Source organism: Pseudomonas putida (assembly GCF_001976065.1).
GTDB lineage: Bacteria > Pseudomonadota > Gammaproteobacteria > Pseudomonadales > Pseudomonadaceae > Aquipseudomonas > Aquipseudomonas serbica.
Genome location: NZ_MNAH01000006.1, coordinates 305638 through 326580 on the forward strand (window position 1 = coordinate 305638; position 20943 = coordinate 326580).

Consider the following 20943-nt stretch of genomic DNA (forward strand, 5'->3'; position numbering starts at 1 on the left):
GCTTCAACCACCCCAGTTGCCGATTTCCGCCGCGTGCCCTTCGCCGCCCGCGACGCCATCGGAGCCGAGGGAATACAAGTCGTAGCCGCCATCAGCCGACTTCACACCGGGATTGAGGTACTGATAGGGCGTGCCCCACGGGTCAACGGGCAAGCTTTTCAGGTAACCCTGAGGGTTCCAGCTGCGCGCCGCGGGCAACCCGGAAGGCCGCTTGCTCAAGGCCTCCAGCCCTTGCTGCGTGGAGGGGTAGTGGAAGTTGTCGAGGCGATACATTTCCAGGGCGGTGCCGATGGCCTGGAGATCGACTTTGGCGGCGGTGACTTTGGCCTGATCGGGACGGCTCATGAACTGCGGCACCACGATGGCCCCCAGGATGCCGATGATGACCACCACCACCATGATCTCGATCAGGGTGAAACCGTGCTGGGAAGCTCTGTGACGTAAATCGTTCATGGATCAATTCACCAATTGGTTGAGGCTGAGAATCGGTAGCAGGATGGCCAGGACAATCAGCAGCACGACGCCGCCCATCAGCACGAGCATGGCCGGCTCGAATAGGCTCACCACCAGGGCAATACGTGCCGCCAGGCTGTTTTCCTGTTGCTCGGCGGCACGGGCCAGCATGCGATCGAGTTCGCCCGCACGCTCGCCGCTGGCAATCATGTGCAGCATCATCGGCGGGATGTCGCCGCTCAGTTCCAGGCCATGGGTCAGGGTTCCACCTTCGCGGACCGAGCGGGCGACGTCGGTCATTCGCGCACGGATGGTCAGGTTGCCGATCACCGCCGCGGCGATTTCCAGGGCATCGACCAGGGGCACGGCGCTCTTGCCGAGGATGGCCAGGGTGCTGGCAAATCGTGCGGCTTCCATGGCGCGCAGCACGTCGCCACAGACAGGCAGTTTCAGCGCCAGACGATGCCAGCGCAGGCGCCAGGCCCGTTGACTCAAACTCCAGCGCCAGAAGGCGATCAGCAGCACCAGCGCGGCCAGCAACAACAGGCCATGGTTGCGCAACCCGTCACTGGAACGGATCAACACGCGAGTCAACCACGGCAATGGTTGGCCGCTGTCGACGAAAATCTTCACCACGTCCGGCACCACGTAACCGAGCAGAAAGCCAACGATGACCAGGCTGGCCAACATCAGGATCAACGGGTACACCAGCGCCATCTGGATTTTTTGCCGCGAGGCCTGGCGGGCCTGGGTATACGCGGCCAATTGCTCCAGCACATGACCCAGATGACCGGAACGTTCGCCGGCGGCCACGGTGGCACGAAACAGTTCCGGGAACGCCTTGGGAAACTGCGCCAACGCAGCGGCCAGGGCATGGCCTTCCATGACCCGGCTCCGGACCGCCGACAGCAAACTGGCAACCCGGCGCTTGGCAGTCTGTTTCGCCACTGCCTCGAGAGATTCCTCCAGAGGCAAACCGGCCTGAACCAGCGTGGACAATTGCAGGGTCAGCAGCGCCAGGTCGGCGGCACTTAACCGCCCTGCGTTACCTTGCTTGTTTGCGCCTCCACTGACCCGGATTTCCTTGATGTCCCGCGGCCACAACCCGCGCTCACGCAACAGCTGTCGCGCATGACGGGGAGTGTCGGCCTCCAGCCGCCCCTTGCGCCGGTGCCCCTGATCGTCATCAGCCCGATAATCGAATGTCGGCATGACCTAGTCCTCCCGAGTCACGCGTAGCAGCTCGTCGAGACTGGTCAATCCATCCAGCACCCGCTGGCGACCGTCCTGGAACAGACTGCGCGACGTCAGGCGTGCTTCGATGGCCAAGGCCTGCTCACTCGCCCCCTGGTGAATCAGCGCTGCCAATGCCGGTGTCACGCTGATCAGTTCATAAATGCCGACGCGCCCGCGATAGCCGTGCTGACACTGCTCGCACCCCACGGCCCGGAACAGTTGCAACGATGCCACGCCCAGTCCCAGACGCTGGCAGGCGGCCGCATCCGCGCTGTAGGGCGCCTTGCAATGCGGGCATAACGTGCGCAGTAATCTCTGCGCCAGGACACCCACCAGCGACGACGCCAGCAGGTAGCTATCGACCCCCATGTCTGCCAGGCGCGTCATCGCGCCGACCGCGCTGTTGGTGTGCAGCGTGGAGAGCACCAGGTGACCGGTCAGGGAAGCCTGCACGGCGATTTCAGCGGTTTCGCAGTCACGGATTTCGCCGACCATCACCACGTCCGGATCCTGGCGCAGGATCGCGCGCAAGCCCCGGGCAAAGGTCATGTCCACTTTCGGATTGACCGGCATCTGCCCGACACCCGGCAGGTGGTATTCGATGGGGTCTTCAACCGTGAGGATGTTGCGGGTCTGGTCGTTCAGACTGTTGAGCGCCGCGTACAGGCTGGTGGTCTTGCCGGAACCGGTGGGCCCGGTCACCAGCAGAATGCCGTGGGGTTTACCCAGCAGGTGGCGCAGGTCGCGCAGGATGTCGTCCGGCATGCCCAGGCGCGACAACTCAAGGCGCCCGGCCTGTTTGTCGAGCAAGCGCAGTACCACCCGTTCACCGTGTGCCGAGGGCAGGGTCGAGACCCGCACATCCACTTCATGCCCGGCCAGGCGCAAGGCCATCCGCCCATCCTGGGGCACGCGTTTTTCAGCGATATCCAGGCGCGCCATGACTTTGATGCGTGACACCAGCAGCGTCGCCAATTCACGTCGAGGCCGGAGCATTTCACGCAATTGCCCATCGACTCGCATGCGCACCGACAGGTACTGCTCGAAGGTTTCCAGATGCACATCCGAGGCCTGCTCGCGCATGGCCTCACTGAGTAGCGCATTGATCAGGCGGATGATCGGCGCATCGCCCTGCTGCTCGAGTAAATCGGCAGTTTGCGGCACCTTGTCCACCAGGCTGAGCAGGTCCAGTTCTTCGTCCAGCCCTTGGGCAACCTGCTCGGCGGCGCTTTGGCCTTCGCGGTAGGCGGCTGCCAGGCGTGTGGCAAATATCGCGGGCTCCAGCACTCGAAGCGGCAGCTCGCGAGCACATGCCCGGCGAGCTTCCGCCAGGGCGGTCAGTGGCGTATCGGCCCGCACTGCAAGGCTCGACTCGCCGTCTTCGCACTCCAGCAGCACACCGAATCGACGGGCAAAACCGAAGGGCAGTTGGGTCATGGCGCAGGCGACGCCGGCTTGCGCAGGTCGAACACCGGGGCACCGGAAGCCGGTTCGAACAGCTGGCGCGAATCCGCCGGCAACAGCAATGAGTTGTTATCCAGCGCCCCTGACTGGCTCAAGTCACGCAGGGCGTTGTAACGCTGCTGGCTGATGCCGCTCAGGTCTTCCTTGCTGCGCACGATCGTTGGTCGCAGGAACACCATGAGATTGCTTTTGCTCTGGGTATCGCGGTTCCAGCGAAACAGCGCGCCCAGATAAGGAATATCCCGCAGTAACGGCACCCCGCTTTTCTGGGTCCTGACGCTGTCTCTGATCAAGCCGCCGATCACGATGATCTCGCCATCGTCGGCCAGGATGGTGCTCTTGAGGGCGCGCTTGTTGGTGATCAGGTCCGAAGAGTCGATGCCCGATACCGAGGGCGCGATGTCCGACACTTCCTGCTCGACCTCCAGCCTCAGCGTCGAGCCTTCGTTGATGTACGGCTTGATCTTCAGGCTGATGCCCACGTCCTTGCGTTCGACAGTGGTAAACGGATTGTCCGCACCATTGCTGTTGGTGGCGTAAGAGCCGGTCTTGAACGGGACATTCTGGCCAACGATGATGTGCGCCTCCTGATTGTCCAGGGTCAACAGGCTTGGCGTGGAGAGCAGGTTGCTGTTGGTGTTGCTGGCCAGTGCCGAAATCAATGCGCCAAAACGATCACTGCCCAGGCGCAACAGCGCGCCTTCGGGTGCGGATTTTTTCTCGTCGAAATCCAGGCCGCCAACAATGGGGATATCCGTGCCGGGGAAGTTGATGAAGCCCTTCGCATCCCCCGTGCTGATGCCCCACTGCACGCCAACCGCCTCGGCGATGTCCCCGGAAATCTCGACGATGGCGGCATGGATCAGCACTTGGGCGCGCGGCTGGTCCAACTGACGCACGATACTTTCGATGGTCCTGACCTGCTCTGGCTCGGCGATCAGCACCAGCGCGTTCTGGCTTTCGTCGGCCTTGATCATGAAGGCCGTGCCAGGCGTTACATCCTTGCTGTTGCCAAGGGTGGGAGTCGCCTTTCGGCCTTGCCCCATGCTTTCCAGAATCTCTGCGAGCTGCTTGGCATCGCTGTGACGCAGGCGGATCACCCGGGCGTTGTCCGGCGTCTCGGTGGCAGGAATATCGAGACCGCGCGCCAGCTCGGCCAAGCGTTGGCGAACGGCTGACGGGCCAATCAGGATCAGGCGGTTGGTCCTGGTGTCGGCCAATACCTGGATCGCGCTCTCGGCAGTGCGCTTGCCCAGGGACGCTTCCATCACGGGGGCCACGTCGCTGGCCCTGGCGTGGCGCAATTGCACCACCGCGTGCATATTGCCTTGTCCGGAGTCCAACTGGCGGATGACCTGGCCGATGCGTTGCGCATTGGCAGCCGTTTCCGTGATCACCACCGCATTGGTCGACACAGACGGCCCGACATAACCGTTGGCCGAGACCAGGGGTCGGACCAGCCCGGCGATGTCGGCGGCACTGCTGTTGTTAAGCTCGATCACCCGGGTGACAAATTGCGAGGGCGTAGCGTTTTTTGCAGGACTGGTGCCGGCGCGCGTCTTGGCTTCGGTCACTGGCGTGATCAGGATCCGGTCACCTTCATCGATCACCGTGAAATTGTGGGCGTCGAGCACCGAGTAGAACAAACGGCGGACGCCTTCGCGATCAAGGGCTTGCCGAGACATCACGGTGATGCGACCGGAGACCCTGGGATCAAGCACCACGGTGGTCCCCAGAATGCCGGAGATCTCTTCAACGATGTCGCGCAGCTCGGCGTAATTCATCGCCAGCTGCCACTTTTCTTGCGCAGCCCGCACCGTGCCCGGCAAGGCCAGGCTCGCCAAAACGACAAGTAAAAACATGGAGCGCAAGGCCTGCACGCCAACGAAACTGTTCATGATGTAGATCACTCTGACAGCCCGGAAACCGGGCGTAGATAACGCGTGGAAACCGCGGAAGACTGTGTGTCACCCGGCGACTCGAATCGACGCAGGAAGCTGGCGGCAGACGGTTGCAGCGCTAACCGCTCCTCCCGCCCCTTGTTCCACAGCACCACTTGATTGGCCTCGACGCGACGCAGAACGCTGCCACCGGGCAAGCGTTCGCCCACCTGGTAGATGCGCGAGCCTTGGGCGTCGGCGAGCAACGCTCTGGACAAACCGTTGCTGAGCACAAAGCTGGCCTGCAAGGTCAGCGGCTCGGCACTGGCAAGCAATGAGGTTCCTTGTGTCAGGCCCAGCACCGATGCGACCGCCGTAGCATCCAGCGGTATGTGCACGGGAACAGCGGTGGGTGCCCATACCGGTAGTGGCGGCGAGGCCAGGCGCTCACGAAAGTGCCACTCCTGCCAGATCAGCAGCACGGCATAACCCAACGGCATGACCAGCAGGCTAAAACGGCTCATCAGCTTCAACGAGTTCTTCACCAGGGAGGCGCTCGATCGAATAATTGCCGCATCCTCATAACGACATCCGCCGCAGTACCCGGCGGCCGCAAATCTCGTGCACGATCACGGCACCGACATGCAGTGCAATCAGTGCCGAAAGAACCCCACACGCCCATACATGAACCGTGGTGAACTGCGCGATGAGGAAGGAATTGCCTAAAGGTTGAGGGATCTCGACCAGGCCGAACACATTGATGGGGCGATCCATCATCAGCACACCGGTCACTAAAACAATGCTCACCGTAAGGTAGATCAGTACGTGAGCAAGTCCCACGAGCCTTTGCCCCGTCGATGCCGCCACCTTCCTTGCATGCAAAGTGTGATAGACAAAAATACAAACTCGCCAGATAAAAAACGGTATGAATACTGTGGTCAGCGAAACATTGATGAATGCCACCGACTGCTTAACCGGGACGGATACATTTACGACAGATACATAGAACCCGGAAGCCAGAGTCCACAAGATGATCGCTGCCGATATCCAGTGCAGCAGCACGCGTTGTCTGGAATAACCGGAAACCGTCATTTGCATCTCGATAAAAAAATGAACCTTCAGGCAACCTTTCACAGGTCACCTGAAGTACTGCCAAAGAACTTAGATTTTGTTCCAGGCCATGTGCGAGTGCGCACCGACACCGGGTTCAAAACCATTGGCAGACGGGCTGTACTGCTTGCAATAACCCGATTCAGGGAATGGCTTGCACTCGAATACTTCATTGGTCTTCGGTTGCAGTACCTTGGTGCCGGCGGTGTACTCGCTGATGCCTTCCGGGAACACGAAGTCGTAGTCGGCACCGGCACCTTCACCGGTCACGTTGATAGTTTGGGTGTCCTGTCGGGTGGTCCGGCCATCCAGAGTGGTGCCAACCAGTGTCAGGGTATGTGCCCCGGGATTGCTGCGGATATCGATGGCCAGCCAGTTGGAACCACTGTCCGCCTGTGTCGATGTCGAGCCCACCGGCTTGTTGTTCTGGTCGAACAGAATTGCTTCGACGTTCATCTTGCGATTGGAGATCATTCCAAAATCGACCTTGGCCTGACCTTTTACCAAAACATACTGCGGCTGCATGGCGCCGACTGACAGCTTCGCCGCTGCATCTTCCTTCATGTCCAGTTGCAATTCGTAACGGGTTACGCCGCTGTCTTTTTGCGCATATACGCTGTTGTTGCCCTTGACTGGTTCGATCGTGCCGCTTTCATCACGAACACCTGCACGGATGAGCGCGTGAGCCTTGTTGATGGCTTCTGCCAATTTGAACGACCAGTTGTTTGGCGAACCTTCCTCGGCACTGTCGATGGAGATTTCAACGCTATAGTCGGGGTTTTCACCATTGGCGGAGAACGCGCGCGCCTTGACCTTGTCTCCGACCAGCAACGAGGTCGACGGCGAGATGCTGCCCACGGAGGACCAACCGCCCGGTAGTTCTGGTTCTGCAAGAATGTTCACATCCGCCGCGTTATAGAACGCTGCATCGGTATCACCAACCGTCCAGATCGCCAGGATGACGTGCTGGCCGGACTTGTCCGTGGGGATGTTGCAGTTATGTTTGGCACCCGTCACCGGCTTCTGGTTACCGCCATCGATAGTGCAGAACGGCGTGCTTTCGAACGTGGCACGCTTGAGTGCTTCGTTGGGGTTCCAGCCGTTGCGGGTGATGAAATATTCATGCTTGGTGGCCGGATGCACAGCGGTGTACTGCCATTGGAAATCGATGTTGCGATCCTTGATTTCCGTCAGGTGCCAACGGGCGGCCGACTGGGCGTCCAGGGCGGAGAACAACGAGTGGCCGCCACTCGCGATCTTGCCATCGACTGGCCCTTGCAGAGGCGCGCCGCCAATACCCGCCGGGAAGCCCTTGAAGGTTTCACCGACACTTTGAGGTTCGTATTGGGCACCACCACATTTGGTATTCAAGCCTTTCTGGCAAGCCAGCGCGCGCGAAGGCGGCACTTCCAGATAGCCATGCGCGGAAACACTTTGTGATGCCAACATTGCCGATAACAGGATCATAGAAGAAGTGCAGGCGGCCAACGCACTTCCCTTGCAATAAGTATTTTTCATCCAATAAATTCCAGACTGCTTATCGAGAATTAAGGCGCGCATTGCAGGCACCATTAATTGCAATTGAGCTCAACGCTGGTGAGCACGGATTCGCAAATATACTCGGATGAAAGAGCTTAATATGTAGGAAAAATCGCCAATTACATGAGGATATTTCTTTCCGGCCCGATATCTGACAAAGAAAGAAAATAAATCTTACAAGAGGCAACAATTAAACCAGAGACAAAATAAAACATATAAAAAAACCCGCCTGGCGCCAGGCCAGACGGGCTTTAATCAACTTTGACGTAATTATTCGTGATACTGCGCCGACAACTCATGCACCGCGCGCAGGAAGGCGCCAGCGTGTTCCGGATCGACTTCCGGGGTGATGCCATGGCCAAGGTTGAACACGTGGCCGCTGCCCTTGCCGTAACTGGCGAGAATACGCCCGACTTCGGCACGAATCGCTTCCGGCTTGGCGTAGAGCACCGTCGGGTCCATGTTGCCTTGCAGGGCAACTTTGCTGCCGACACGCTCACGGGCGTTGCCGATGTCGCAGGTCCAGTCCAGGCCCAGGGCATCCGCGCCAGCGTCAGCAATGCTTTCCAGCCACAGGCCACCATTCTTGGTGAACAGGATGACCGGAACCTTGCGACCTTCGTGCTCGCGAATCAGACCGCTGACGATCTTGCGCATATACGCCAGGGAAAACTCCTGGTACGCCGCCGCCGACAGGTTGCCGCCCCAGGTATCAAAGATCTGCACGGCTTGCGCACCGGCCATGATCTGGCCGTTGAGGTAGCTGGTGACCGACTGCGCGAGTTTATCCAACAGCAAGTGCATGGCTTGGGGGTTGTCGTAGAGCATGGCCTTGGTCTTGCGGAAGTCTTTCGACGAGCCGCCTTCGACCATGTAGGTGGCCAGGGTCCAAGGGCTGCCGGAGAAACCGATCAGCGGCACGCGGCCGTTCAGTTCACGGCGGATGGTGCTGACCGCATCCATCACGTAACCCAGGTCTTTGTGCGGATCAGGAATCGGCAGGGCTTCGATGTCGGCCAGGGTGCTGACGACTTTCCTGAAGCGCGGACCTTCTCCGGTTTCGAAGTACAGGCCTTGGCCCATGGCATCGGGGATGGTCAGGATGTCGGAGAAAAGGATCGCCGCGTCCAGTTGTGGATAACGGTCCAGCGGCTGCATCGTGACTTCGCAAGCGAACGCCGGGTTCATGCACAGGCTCATGAAATCGCCGGCCTTGGCACGGCTGGCGCGGTATTCAGGCAGGTAGCGACCCGCCTGACGCATCATCCACACAGGGGTGACGTCTACGGGTTGCTTGAGCAGGGCGCGCAGGAAACGGTCGTTCTTCAGGGCAGTCATGTCGGCATCCGGAAAAAAAGTGCGGGCATTTTCTCAGAGCGCGACGCAAAAGGCACGAATGCAGGTCAGCCTTTTGTCTATCGGGTCAATTTGTCGCGCTGGAACACGATTTTCCGCAACGCCCTAAAACAACTGTGGGAGCGAGCCTGCTCGCGAAGAAGCCGGCACATCCAACATTGAAGTTGGCTGGCAGACCGCTTTCGCGAGCAGGCTCGCTCCCACAGGGTTATTGCGTTTGGCTCAGGCGCCGGGGTTAGACGCCCAGGTAATCCAGGATCCCTTCGGCGGCATTGCGGCCTTCGAAGATCGCCGTCACCACCAGGTCAGAACCGCGAACCATATCGCCACCGGCGAAGATTTTCGGGTTGCTGGTCTGGTGCTTGTACTGGCCTTGTTCCGGGGCCACGACACGGCCCTGGCTGTCGGTCTGGATGGCGAACTGATCGAACCACGGTGCCGGGCTTGGGCGGAAACCGAAGGCGATGACCACGGCGTCGGCCGGGATGATCTCTTCGGAGCCCGGGATCGGCTCGGGGCTGCGACGGCCACGGGCGTCCGGTTCGCCGAGACGGGTCTCGACCACCTTCACGCCTTCGACCTTGTCTTCGCCAACGATGGCGATCGGCTGGCGGTTGTAGAGGAACTTCACGCCTTCTTCCTTGGCGTTCTTCACCTCTTTGCGCGAGCCCGGCATGTTCGCCTCGTCACGACGATAGGCGCAGGTCACCGACTTGGCGCCCTGGCGGATCGAAGTACGGTTGCAGTCCATCGCCGTGTCGCCGCCACCCAGGACCACGACCTTCTTGCCTTTCATGTCGACGAAATCTTCCGGCGACTTTTCAAAGCCCAGGTTGCGGTTGACGTTGGCGATCAGGAAGTCCAGGGCATCATAGACGCCTGGCAGATCCTCACCGGCGAAGCCGCCCTTCATGTAGGTGTAGGTGCCCATGCCCATGAATACCGCATCGTATTCTTCGAGCAGTTGCTCCATGGTCACGTCCTTGCCCACCTCGGTGTTGAGGCGGAACTGGATGCCCATGCCGGTGAAGACTTCGCGGCGATTGCTCAGCACGGTCTTTTCCAGCTTGAACTCGGGGATACCGAAGGTCAGCAGACCGCCAATTTCCGGGTTCTTGTCGAACACTACCGGGGTCACGCCACCGCGCACCAGCACGTCGGCACAACCGAGGCCCGCCGGGCCGGCGCCGATAATCGCGACACGCTTGCCGGTCGGCTTGACCTTGGACATGTCCGGGCGCCAGCCCATGGCGAACGCGGTATCGGTGATGTACTTCTCCACCGAACCGATGGTCACCGCGCCGAAGCCGTCGTTGAGGGTGCAGGCACCCTCGCACAGACGGTCCTGCGGGCACACCCGGCCGCAGACTTCCGGCAGGGTGTTGGTCTGGTGCGACAGCTCGGCAGCCTGGAGGATGTTGCCCTCGGCCACCAGCTTGAGCCAGTTGGGAATGAAGTTGTGCACCGGGCACTTCCATTCGCAATACGGGTTACCGCAACCCAGGCAGCGGTGGGCCTGGTCGGCCGACTGCTGGGGTTTGAAGGGTTCGTAGATTTCCACGAACTCTTTCTTGCGTTGACGCAACAGTTTCTTCTTCGGATCCTTGCGCCCGACATCGATGAACTGGAAGTCGTTATTCAGACGTTCAGCCATTGTTAAAACCTCATCAAACTCTTCAGGCGCATATCACTGCGGGTTGGCACGGGTGCTGGAAAGCAACGATTTCAGGTTGGCAGCCTTGGGCTTGACCAGCCAGAAACGACGCACATAGTCATCGAGGTTCTCGGCGAGTTCACGACCCCACTCGCTGTCGGTTTCCTCGACGTACTCGTTCAGCACGCGTTGCAAATGGCTACGGTAGGCTTCCATCGCCTCGCCGCTGATCCGCTGGATTTCCACCAGTTCGTGGTTGACCCGGTCAACGAAGGTGTTGTCCTGATCGAGCACGTAGGCGAAACCGCCGGTCATGCCAGAGCCGAAGTTGTAACCGGTCTTGCCCAGGACGCAGACAAAACCACCGGTCATGTACTCACAGCAGTGATCGCCAGTGCCTTCCACGACGGTGTGGGCACCGGAGTTACGCACGGCGAAACGCTCGCCCGCGGTACCGGCGGCGAACAGCTTGCCGCCAGTGGCGCCGTACAGGCAGGTGTTGCCGATGATGGCACTGTCCTGGGTCTTGTAGATGCTGCCCTTCGGCGGAACGATGACCAGCTTGCCGCCGGTCATGCCTTTGCCGACATAGTCGTTGGCATCGCCTTCCAGGTACATGTTCAGACCGCCGGCGTTCCATACACCAAAGCTCTGACCGGCCGTACCTTTGAAGCGGAAGGTGATCGGCGCGTTGGCCATGCCCTGGTTGCCGTGCTTGCGCGCGATGTCACCGGAGATCCGCGCGCCGATGGAACGGTCGCAGTTGCAGATATCCAGGGCGAATTCGGCGCCGCTCTTGTCGTTGATCGCCGAAGTGGCCATGTCGACCATTTTCTCGGCCAGCAGGCCCTTGTCGAACGGCGGGTTACGCTCAACACCGCAGAACTGTGGCTTGTCCGCCGGGACGTGGTCGCTGCCCAGCAACGGGGTCAGGTCCAGGTGATGTTGCTTGGCGGTCTGGCCTTCGAGGACTTCCAGCAGATCAGTACGACCGATCAGCTCTTCGAGGGAGCGCACGCCCAGCTTGGCCAGCCACTCACGGGTTTCTTCAGCGACGTAGGTGAAGAAGTTCACCACCATGTCGACGGTACCGATGTAGTGATCCTTGCGCAGCTTCTCGTTCTGGGTTGCGACGCCGGTGGCGCAGTTGTTCAGGTGGCAGATGCGCAGGTATTTGCAGCCCAGGGCGATCATCGGCGCGGTGCCGAAGCCGAAGCTTTCAGCGCCAAGGATGGCTGCCTTGATCACGTCGAGGCCGGTTTTCAGGCCGCCGTCGGTTTGTACCCGCACTTTGCCGCGCAGGTCGTTGCCGCGCAGGGTCTGGTGGGTTTCGGCCAAGCCGAGTTCCCACGGAGCGCCCGCGTATTTGATCGAGGTCAGCGGCGATGCACCGGTACCGCCGTCGTAGCCGGAGATGGTGATCAGGTCCGCATAAGCCTTGGCCACACCGGCAGCAATAGTGCCGACACCCGCTTCTGCGACCAGCTTCACCGAAACCAGCGCCTTCGGGTTGACTTGTTTGAGGTCGAAAATCAGCTGTGACAAGTCTTCGATCGAATAGATGTCGTGGTGCGGCGGTGGCGAAATCAGGGTCACGCCCGGCACTGCGTAACGCAGCTTGGCGATCAGACCGTTGACCTTGCCGCCTGGCAGTTGACCGCCTTCGCCCGGCTTGGCGCCTTGGGCAACCTTGATCTGCAGCACTTCAGCATTGACCAGGTATTCCGGGGTCACACCGAAACGGCCGGTGGCAACCTGCTTGATCTTCGAGCTCTTGATGGTGCCGTAGCGCGCCGGGTCTTCGCCGCCTTCACCGGAGTTGGAACGCGCACCGAGGCGGTTCATGGCTTCGGCGAGGGCTTCGTGGGCTTCCGGCGACAGGGCGCCCAGGGAGATACCGGCGGAGTCGAAGCGCTTGAGCACCGATTCCAGTGGTTCGATCTCGCTGATGTCCAATGGAGTGTCGAGGGTTTTGACTTTCAGCAGGTCGCGGATCATCGACACCGGGCGGTTGTCCACCAGCGACGTGTATTCCTTGAACTTGCTGTAGTCGCCCTGCTGCACAGCGGCTTGCAGGGTGTTGACCACGTCCGGGTTGTAGGCGTGATATTCGCCACCGTGGACGAACTTCAGCAGGCCACCTTGCTGGATCGGCTTGCGCGGGCTCCAGGCTTCAGTAGCCAGGGCTTTCTGCTCGGCTTCGATGTCGACAAAGCGCGCACCCTTGATGCGGCTCGGTACGCCCTTGAAGCTCAGGTTGCAGACTTCCTCGGACAGGCCGATAGCCTCGAACAACTGCGCACCGCGGTACGAAGTGATGGTCGAGATACCCATCTTCGACAGGATCTTGAGCAGGCCCTTGGTGATGCCTTTACGGTAGTTCTTGAACACCTCGTAGAGGTCGCCCAGAACTTCACCGGTACGGATCAGGTCGCCCAGCACTTCATAAGCCAGGAACGGATAGACGGCAGAGGCGCCGAAACCGATCAACACGGCGAAGTGATGCGGGTCACGTGCGGTCGCGGTTTCCACCAGGATGTTGGAGTCGCAACGCAGGCCCTTCTCGGTCAGGCGGTGGTGTACCGCACCGGTGGCCAGGGAGGCGTGGATCGGCAACTTGCCCGGGGCAATGTGACGGTCACTCAGGACGATCTGGGTACGACCGGCGCGCACGGCTTCTTCAGCCTGATCGGCAACGTTGCGGATCGCGGCTTCCAGGCCGATGCTTTCGTCGTAGTTGAGGTCGATTTTCTGGCGTTCGAAGCCCGGACGATCGAGGTTCATCAGCGAGCGCCACTTGGCCGGGGAAATGACCGGCGAGCTGAGGATCACGCGCGAGGCGTGTTCCGGCGACTCCTGGAAGATGTTGCGCTCGGCACCGAGGCAGATCTCCAGCGACATGACGATGGCTTCACGCAGCGGGTCGATCGGCGGGTTGGTGACTTGCGCGAACTGCTGGCGGAAATAGTCGTACGGCGTGCGCACGCGCTGGGACAGCACGGCCATCGGCGTATCGTCGCCCATCGAGCCGACGGCCTCGTAACCTTGTTCGCCGAGCGGACGCAGCACCTGGTCGCGCTCTTCGAACGTTACCTGATACATCTTCATGTATTGCTTGAGCTGATCGACGTCGTAGAACGCCGAACCATGGTCGTTGTCTTCCATGGTCGCCTGGATGCGCAGGGCATTCTTGCGCAGCCATTGCTTGTACGGATGACGGGACTTCAGGCGGTTGTCGATGGCATCGGTGTCGAGGATCTGACCGGTTTCGGTGTCCACGGCAAAGATCTGGCCCGGGCCAACACGGCCCTTGGCGATCACGTCTTCCGGCTGGTAGTTCCAGACACCGATTTCGGATGCCAGGGTGATGAAACCGTTCTTGGTGGTGACCCAACGCGCCGGACGCAGACCGTTACGGTCGAGCAGGCACACCGCGTAGCGACCGTCGGTCATTACCACGCCAGCCGGGCCGTCCCACGGCTCCATGTGCATCGAGTTGTATTCGTAGAACGCCCGCAGGTCCGGGTCCATGGTCTCGACGTTCTGCCACGCAGGCGGAATGATCATCCGCACGCCACGGAACAGGTCGATGCCACCGGTAACCATCAGCTCCAGCATGTTGTCCATGCTCGAGGAGTCGGAACCGACGCGGTTGACCAGCGGGCCGAGTTCTTCCAGGTCCATCAGGTCGTTGCTGAACTTGGTACGACGGGCCACGGCCCAGTTGCGGTTGCCGGTGATGGTGTTGATCTCGCCGTTGTGCGCCAGGAAGCGGAACGGTTGAGCCAGCGGCCATTTCGGCAGGGTGTTGGTGGAGAAGCGCTGGTGGAACACGCAAATCGAAGTTTGCAGGCGCTCATCGCTCAGGTCCGGATAGAAGGCGGTCAAGTCCGCCGGCATCATCAGGCCTTTATAGATAATGGTCTTGTGCGAAAAGCTGCAGACGTAGTGGTCGGTATCAGCGGCGTTGGCCACCGACGAGCGACGACGGGAAGTGAACAGCTTGACGGCCATGTCCTGGTCGCTCAGGCCTTCGCCACCGATGAACACCTGCTCGATCTGTGGCAGGCGCTCAAGGGCCAGGCGGCCGAGGACGCTGGTATCGATCGGCACTTTGCGCCAGCCGACCAACTGCAGGCCGGCCGCCAGGATCTCGCGATTCATGTTCTCGCGAGCCGCTTCGGCTTTGACCGGGTCCTGGTTGAAGAAGACCATGCCCACGGCGTATTGCTTGGGCAGTTCGGCACCGAAGGTTTCCTGGGCGATGGCTCGCAGGAACACGTCCGGCTTTTGAATCAGCAGACCGCAACCGTCGCCGGTCTTGCCGTCAGCATTAATCCCACCGCGGTGGGTCATGCAGGTCAGGGCCTCGATGGCCGTTTGCAAAAGGGTATGACTGGGCTCGCCTTGCATATGGGCAATCAGGCCGAAACCGCAGTTATCCTTGAATTCATCTGGTTGGTACAGACCTGCTTTCATAGACACTTTCTCACCAGGCTGCCTCTTATCGAGGCAAATTTCTTTTCAATTCAACCACTTACCTTCCGCGCCGAACGTACGCCAGCTTTGCGGGGGCAAAAGGGAGGTCATTGTACACACCGACACTTGGCCTCACAAATTTGGCGACGAAATGTCGCAAATCTATGTCGCATTTGTGAAAGGTTTAAAGCGATCTGCTGTGCTAGTCAAAACTTTTTTAATTTTGACCGCAACGACTCAAAGACTACTGTGACGCAGACACCACAAGGCACGCGGCCTGTAGAGGCGGCATGCCGTGCAGAAATTTTGAGGTGCTTGGAGAGGCGGCCTGGGTAAGGCCGCCGAATCTTCAGCGAGCTGTTGCCAGTTCCTGTTGGACGCTGGCGACAGAGCGTGGCCAAGGTTTACCAGCCTGAACCTTCGCTGGCAAGGCCTTGATGGCGGAAACGGCTGCATCACGATTGGCGAAACTGCCGTAGGTGATCACGTAGAGCGGTTTGCCGTTGAGGACTTTCTTGAAATAACGGTACTCGCCGCCCTGCTCCTTGACGAAGCTTTGCGCGGCCGTTTCCGAGCTGGTGCCGAGGATCTGCACCACGTAGTTCCCCGGCGCCTGGCCCGCGTACCAGGTGCCACCGGCAGCCTTGGCGCCGGTCGCCGGTTTTTCGGCCGGTTTGGCGGCAACGGCGGCAGGCTTGGCCGGCGCTGGAGCCGGTGCAGGCTTGGCAACCGGGGCAGGCGCCGGTTTGGCGGTAGCGACCTGGGTCGGTGCAGGCGTCGGTTTGGCTGCCGGCGTTGGCGCAGGGCCAGCCGGAACGCCTGTCGGCGGTGCAATGGTGGTCACGGTTGGCGGGGTCGCGCTGGAACCCTCGACCGGTACGCCGTCATCGCCTTCGGTAATACCGCCTGCCGCTTCGGCCAATGGCTCGCGCATGACCGGTTGCGAATTGCCGACCAACGGCAATGGCATTGGCTGCGTATTGCCGGCGAATTCAACGGCCGGCGCACCGCCAGACTGTGGCGACCCCTGCCCGAGCGGTAGTTGCGCCTGTTCGTTGGCAGGCGCCCCCGTGGTCGGTGTCTTGCTGCGACCCGGCATCAACCAGGCGGCAGCTACCGCGACCACAACGACGGCGGAAATCGCCAATACGTGTTTCTTCGGCATATTGAACCCCATACTTGGACGCTTCACCGCGGAGCGGCTGGCAATCATGGCTTCGATCATCGCATCGCGGGCAACCTGGTTGATATTGCCAGGCCAACCCTCGGAGCTTTCGTGAATATCAGAGATCTGATTTGCAGTGAAAAGTTCGATACCCCGGCCGGCGCCTTCGAGCCGCTGCTCCAGGTATTCGCGAGTTTCCTCTTCGGTGTAAGGCTGCAGTTCGATGACATGGAAGCGCTCTTCCTCGAGACTCAACTGATCGAGCTGAGCGATCATCGACGACTCGCCGAACAGGAACACATGCGGACGGCCTTCCGGTGCACCGGCGGCCAGGGCCATCAAGGCCTCGAGCGCAGACTCGTCAAGCTGCTCGGCATCATCGACCAGCAGATAGACCTCCTGCCCCGTAAGAGCAAGTTGAACCACCTGTTTCAGGATTGCACCGATCTCGGCCTGGCCAACGTTCAATGCCTGGGCGACCTGCTGCAACAAGCCAGCCGAATCACCGGCGCCACGGGCGGAAACCACCACGCTCTGCACCGTTTGCTTGTTGGTGCTGGCCACCAGGGCCTGACGCAGCAGGGTCTTGCCACTGCCTTGGGGACCAGTGACCACCAATAGCAACTGGCTGTAACGCGCCAGATGGTGCAACTGCCCCAGCACCGGCTTGCGCTGGGCAGGGAAAAACTTGAAGCCAGGGACCCGTGGAGCAAAAGGGTCATGACTCAACTGGTAGTGGCCGAGGAAAGCCTCGTCGGCATGCAAACTAGTCATCGCGTTCTTATTAACCTTTAAGCTGAGCCAGGGCGCGGTAATCCGCTCCCAGCGTGGCCTGTAGAACCTCTTTCGGATAATCGTCGGTCACCACCGCTTCGCCCATGTGGCGCAGCAGCACCAGGCGCAAACGACCGTCGATCACTTTCTTGTCAATTGCCATGTGCTCGAGAAAATCGGCTTCCGTCATTTCTTCAGGCGGAATGACCGGCAGGCCGGCACGCTGGAACAGTCGGATGCCACGGTCGCGGTCCTGCTCGCTGATCCAGCCCAGGCGCGCGGACATTTCCAGAGCCATTACCGTGCCAGCAGCCACCGCTTCACCATGCAGCCAGACACCATAGCCCATATGAGTCTCGATCGCGTGACCGAAGGTGTGACCCAGGTTGAGCGTTGCCCGCACACCGGTTTCCTTCTCGTCGGCGCCGACCACGGCCGCCTTGGCCGCACAGGAGCGCTCGATGGCATAGGTCAGGGCTTGCTGATCCAGGCTGCGCAGGCGGTCGACGTTGTCTTCGAGCCAGGTCAGGAACGGCTCATCGCAGATCAGCCCGTACTTGATGACTTCGGCCAGGCCGGCGGACAGCTCGCGGGCCGGCAAGGTATTGAGAGAAGTGGTGTCGATCAGCACGACGTTCGGCTGATAGAAGGCACCGACCATGTTCTTGCCCAGCGGATGGTTGATACCGGTCTTGCCACCCACCGAAGAGTCGACCTGCGACAGCAGCGTGGTCGGCACCTGGATGAAATCGACACCGCGCTGGTAGCAGGCCGCCGCGAAACCGGCCATGTCGCCAATCACACCGCCCCCCAGGGCGATCACCGTGGTGCGTCGATCATGCCGCGCGGTCAGCAAGCCATCAAATATCAGTTGCAGGGTTTCCCAGGTCTTGAAGGCCTCACCGTCAGGCAGCACCACGGAAATTACCGAGAACTGCGCAAGACTGCGGGTCAGACGTTCGAGATAGAGCGGCGCGACGGTTTCATTGGAAATGATTGCCACTTGCCGTCCACGAATATGGGGGGCCAGCAGCTCAGGCTGGTCCAACAAACCTTCGCCAATATGAATCGGGTAGCTGCGCTCGCCTAGATCGACCTTGAGTGTCTGCATGTGTCCCCACAGTGAAGATGGAATCAGGCAACCTGCCTTGAGTTAACGAATGTCTACGGCCACTGCTGGTGTGACGCCGTTCGTCGGCCGTTCGCCACAACCTGGAGCGGTCATGGCCGGACGCCGAGGATAGCGCATTTCGTGCAGCGCTTTAACGGGGCGGCAATTGCTGCAGACGCTCCAGGATATCGAGCACGACCATTCGCGGTGGTCGCTCATCGGTTTCCACCACCAGATCGGCGATTTCCCGATAAAGGGGATCACGGATCGCCAGCAGATCCCGCAGGGTCTTGGCCGGATCGGCGGTGCGCAGCAAGGGCCGATTGCGATCGCGGGACGTGCGACCGACCTGTTGCTCGACAGAGGCATGCAGATAGACCACCCGCCCGCCAGCGCGCAGCGCCCGACGATTGGCTTCGCGCATGACTGCCCCGCCGCCGGTCGCTAGCACCACGCCATCGTAATCGCACAGCTCGGCAATCATTGCCTGCTCGCGCTCACGAAAGCCCGGTTCGCCTTCCTTGTCGAAGATCCATGGGATATTGGCGCCCGTGCGTAATTCAATTTCCTTGTCGGAATCTTTGAATGGCAAGCGCAGCTCTTTGGCCAGCAATCGGCCGATGGTGCTTTTGCCAGCCCCCATCGGTCCTACAAGTATCAAATTTCGCACAGAATCAACGACTCACAGCAATCGCCTGGTTATTCATGATACGCGGAGTGAGAAACACCAACAGCTCGGATTTTTTCTCCGAAACCACGTCGCGCCGGAAAAGGCGGCCAAGATACGGCACATCGCCAAGAAATGGCACCTTATCTACAACCTTGCTTTGAGTATTTGAGAAAACACCGCCAATGACGATGGTCTCGCCATCGTTCACCAGGACCTTGGCGTTGACTTCGTTTTTCTTGATCGGCGGCACATCCTGGACCTTGTTCAGGTAGTCCGGCTCGTCCTTGGTGACCTTGACCTCCATGATGATCCGGTTGTCCGGGGTGATCTGCGGCGTCACCTCCAGCGACAGCGAAGCTTCCTTGAAGGAGACCGACGTAGCACCGCTGGAGCTGGCTTCCTGATAGGGAATCTCGGTGCCCTTGAGGATCTTCGCGGTTTCCTTGTCAGAGGTGACTACCTTGGGTTGCGAGACGATTTCACCATTGCCGGTCTTTTCCATGGCCGTCAATTCGAGGTCCAGCAATACGTTGTCCGTGATGAAGGCAATGCCGATGCCCGACGAGTTGTTGGCGGCACCCAAGTCGACGAACGGCGAACCGCTACTGGCGTCGGCGCCGCTACCGACCCCGGAAACATTCCAGTTGCCTTTGTTCTGTATCGAGCCACCCCAGCGCACGCCGAGGCTTTTGTCATAATCAACGTTGGCTTCCACGATGCGCGCCTCGATCATCACCTGACGCACCGGGATATCCAGTTGCGCAACGATTCGCCGCAGTTCGTCGAGCCGGTCCTGGGTCTGGTAGGCAATGATGTTGTTCGTGCGCTCATCGACGGTGATCGACCCCCGCTCGTCGGCTTTCGCCTCGGCACTGGTCACCGACTGGAACAGTTTGGCGATATCGGCCGCCTTGGCGTAATTGACCTGCAACAGTTCCCGACGCAGCGGCGCCAGGTCGGCAATCTGCTTCTGTGATTCAAGCTCCTGACGCTCACGGGCCGCAATTTCGTCGGCCGGCGCAACGAGCAGCACATTACCCACCTTGCGTTTGTCCAGGCCCTTGGTTTTCAGCACCAGGTCCAGCGCCTGGTCCCAGGGTACATTTTGCAGGCGCAAGGTAATGCCCCCCTGCACCGTGTCACTGGCGACCAGATTGAGGTTGGTGAAATCGGCGATCAGTTGCAGCACCGAGCGCACATCGATGTCCTGGAAATTCAGCGAGAGCTTTTCACCGCTGTAGGCATTACGGTCCGCGTTGCGCTTTTGCAGGTCGTCGACAGTCATCGGACGGACGCTGACGGTCAGCTTGTTGTCGGTCTGATAGGTCGAATAATCGAAGGCACCACCGGGCTCGATCGTGATCGTCGCCCTATCCCCTATGACACTGGCATTGACGAACTGCACTGGGGTGGCGAAATCCTTGACGTCCAGGCGCACGCGCAATGGCTCGGGCAATCGGGTCTTGGCAAAACCGAGAATGATTTTGCCTTCGCGTTCCTGAATGTCCGGGGCAATGGACGGATCCGACAAATCGATCACGACATTGCCTTCCCCCTGAGTGCCACGCTGGAAATCCACCGCACGAATGGCCTTGCCAGCCGGCGCAGCCGCACGTTTCGAGGCCTGGACGGGAACGGCGGTAGGGGCCGCTCGCGGGGCCATGCCTTTGCCACCCTGCCCGATCACCACAAACAGATTATTGCCTTCGACCCGGAAGTCGTAGGGGCTCAACTGGGTCAGATTGATGATCAGCCGCGCACGATCCTTGGCCTCCACCACAGTCGCGCTACGGGCATTGCCATTGCCCAGGTCCCGCGTCTTGCTCGCCAATTGACTGACGACACCGGGCAGATCCAGGGCAATCCTGGCGGGGGATTCCGTGGTGTAGCCACGGGGCGTCGGAGGTGGCTCGTCGAACACCAGTTTCAACTCGACGCGATCTCCCGGTAAAGCGGCGACATCCAGCGCCTTGAGTTTGGCCGCTTGTACCATCGGCGCCAGCAACGCTATCCATAGCGATACGCCGAGGGCGGAGAGAATCCTGTTCATTG

At 60.3% G+C, this 20943-nt stretch carries 14 protein-coding genes; all 14 read right to left on the minus strand.

What is annotated here, in order from left to right; translation table 11 throughout:
• Window positions 1–3 precede the first annotated feature (3 nt).
• The 14 genes from gspG to BKX96_RS21705 all read right to left on the minus strand — a co-directional run bounded on the left by gspG (window position 4) and on the right by BKX96_RS21705 (window position 20941).
• Window positions 4–453, minus strand: coding sequence for a type II secretion system major pseudopilin GspG (gene gspG, locus BKX96_RS21635; protein WP_077185441.1), 450 nt, complete (start codon window positions 451–453; stop codon window positions 4–6).
• Window positions 454–456: 3 nt separating this feature from the next.
• Window positions 457–1665: a type II secretion system inner membrane protein GspF gene (gspF, locus tag BKX96_RS21640; protein WP_046819938.1), complete on the minus strand. Its 1209-nt coding sequence runs from the start codon at window positions 1663–1665 to the stop codon at window positions 457–459.
• A gap of 3 nt (window positions 1666–1668) precedes the next feature.
• The gene (gene gspE, locus BKX96_RS21645) at window positions 1669–3126 is read right to left on the minus strand and encodes a type II secretion system ATPase GspE (protein WP_077185442.1); all 1458 of its coding nucleotides are present in this window, start codon (window positions 3124–3126) and stop codon (window positions 1669–1671) included.
• Window positions 3123–5051, minus strand: coding sequence for a type II secretion system secretin GspD (gene gspD, locus BKX96_RS21650; protein ID WP_077185469.1), 1929 nt, complete (start codon window positions 5049–5051; stop codon window positions 3123–3125). The genes gspE and gspD overlap by 4 nt, the downstream gene beginning before the upstream one ends.
• Window positions 5052–5059: 8 nt before the next feature.
• Window positions 5060–5557, minus strand: coding sequence for a type II secretion system protein N (locus BKX96_RS21655; protein WP_046819965.1), 498 nt, complete (start codon window positions 5555–5557; stop codon window positions 5060–5062).
• A 55-nt stretch (window positions 5558–5612) separates the two neighbouring features.
• Entirely contained in the window at window positions 5613–6167 is a 555-nt protein-coding gene (locus BKX96_RS21660; protein ID WP_316252130.1) for a cytochrome b, read from the minus strand.
• 27 nt (window positions 6168–6194) lie between these two features.
• On the minus strand, window positions 6195–7661 hold the full coding sequence (gbpA, locus tag BKX96_RS21665; RefSeq protein ID WP_077185444.1) for an N-acetylglucosamine-binding protein GbpA: 1467 nt from the start codon (window positions 7659–7661) through the stop codon (window positions 6195–6197).
• A gap of 291 nt (window positions 7662–7952) precedes the next feature.
• Window positions 7953–9020, minus strand: coding sequence for a uroporphyrinogen decarboxylase (gene hemE, locus BKX96_RS21670; RefSeq protein ID WP_046816966.1), 1068 nt, complete (start codon window positions 9018–9020; stop codon window positions 7953–7955).
• Window positions 9021–9273: 253 nt separating this feature from the next.
• The gene (locus BKX96_RS21675; RefSeq protein WP_046816965.1) at window positions 9274–10692 is read right to left on the minus strand and encodes a glutamate synthase small subunit GltD family protein; all 1419 of its coding nucleotides are present in this window, start codon (window positions 10690–10692) and stop codon (window positions 9274–9276) included.
• Window positions 10693–10725: 33 nt separating this feature from the next.
• The gene (gltB, locus tag BKX96_RS21680; protein ID WP_077185445.1) at window positions 10726–15171 is read right to left on the minus strand and encodes a glutamate synthase large subunit; all 4446 of its coding nucleotides are present in this window, start codon (window positions 15169–15171) and stop codon (window positions 10726–10728) included.
• Between the two features lie 349 nt (window positions 15172–15520).
• Window positions 15521–17110 (minus strand): AAA family ATPase, encoded by a 1590-nt coding sequence (locus BKX96_RS21690; protein ID WP_077185446.1) that lies wholly within the window; start codon window positions 17108–17110, stop codon window positions 15521–15523.
• Window positions 17111–17120: 10 nt separating this feature from the next.
• Complete coding sequence (gene aroB, locus BKX96_RS21695) at window positions 17121–18221, minus strand: 3-dehydroquinate synthase (protein ID WP_077185447.1); 1101 nt, start codon at window positions 18219–18221, stop codon at window positions 17121–17123.
• Window positions 18222–18372: 151 nt separating this feature from the next.
• On the minus strand, window positions 18373–18891 hold the full coding sequence (gene aroK / locus BKX96_RS21700; protein WP_032831512.1) for a shikimate kinase AroK: 519 nt from the start codon (window positions 18889–18891) through the stop codon (window positions 18373–18375).
• A gap of 4 nt (window positions 18892–18895) precedes the next feature.
• Entirely contained in the window at window positions 18896–20941 is a 2046-nt protein-coding gene (locus tag BKX96_RS21705; protein ID WP_077185448.1) for a type IV pilus secretin PilQ, read from the minus strand.
• Between the last annotated feature and the right edge of the window lie 2 nt (window positions 20942–20943).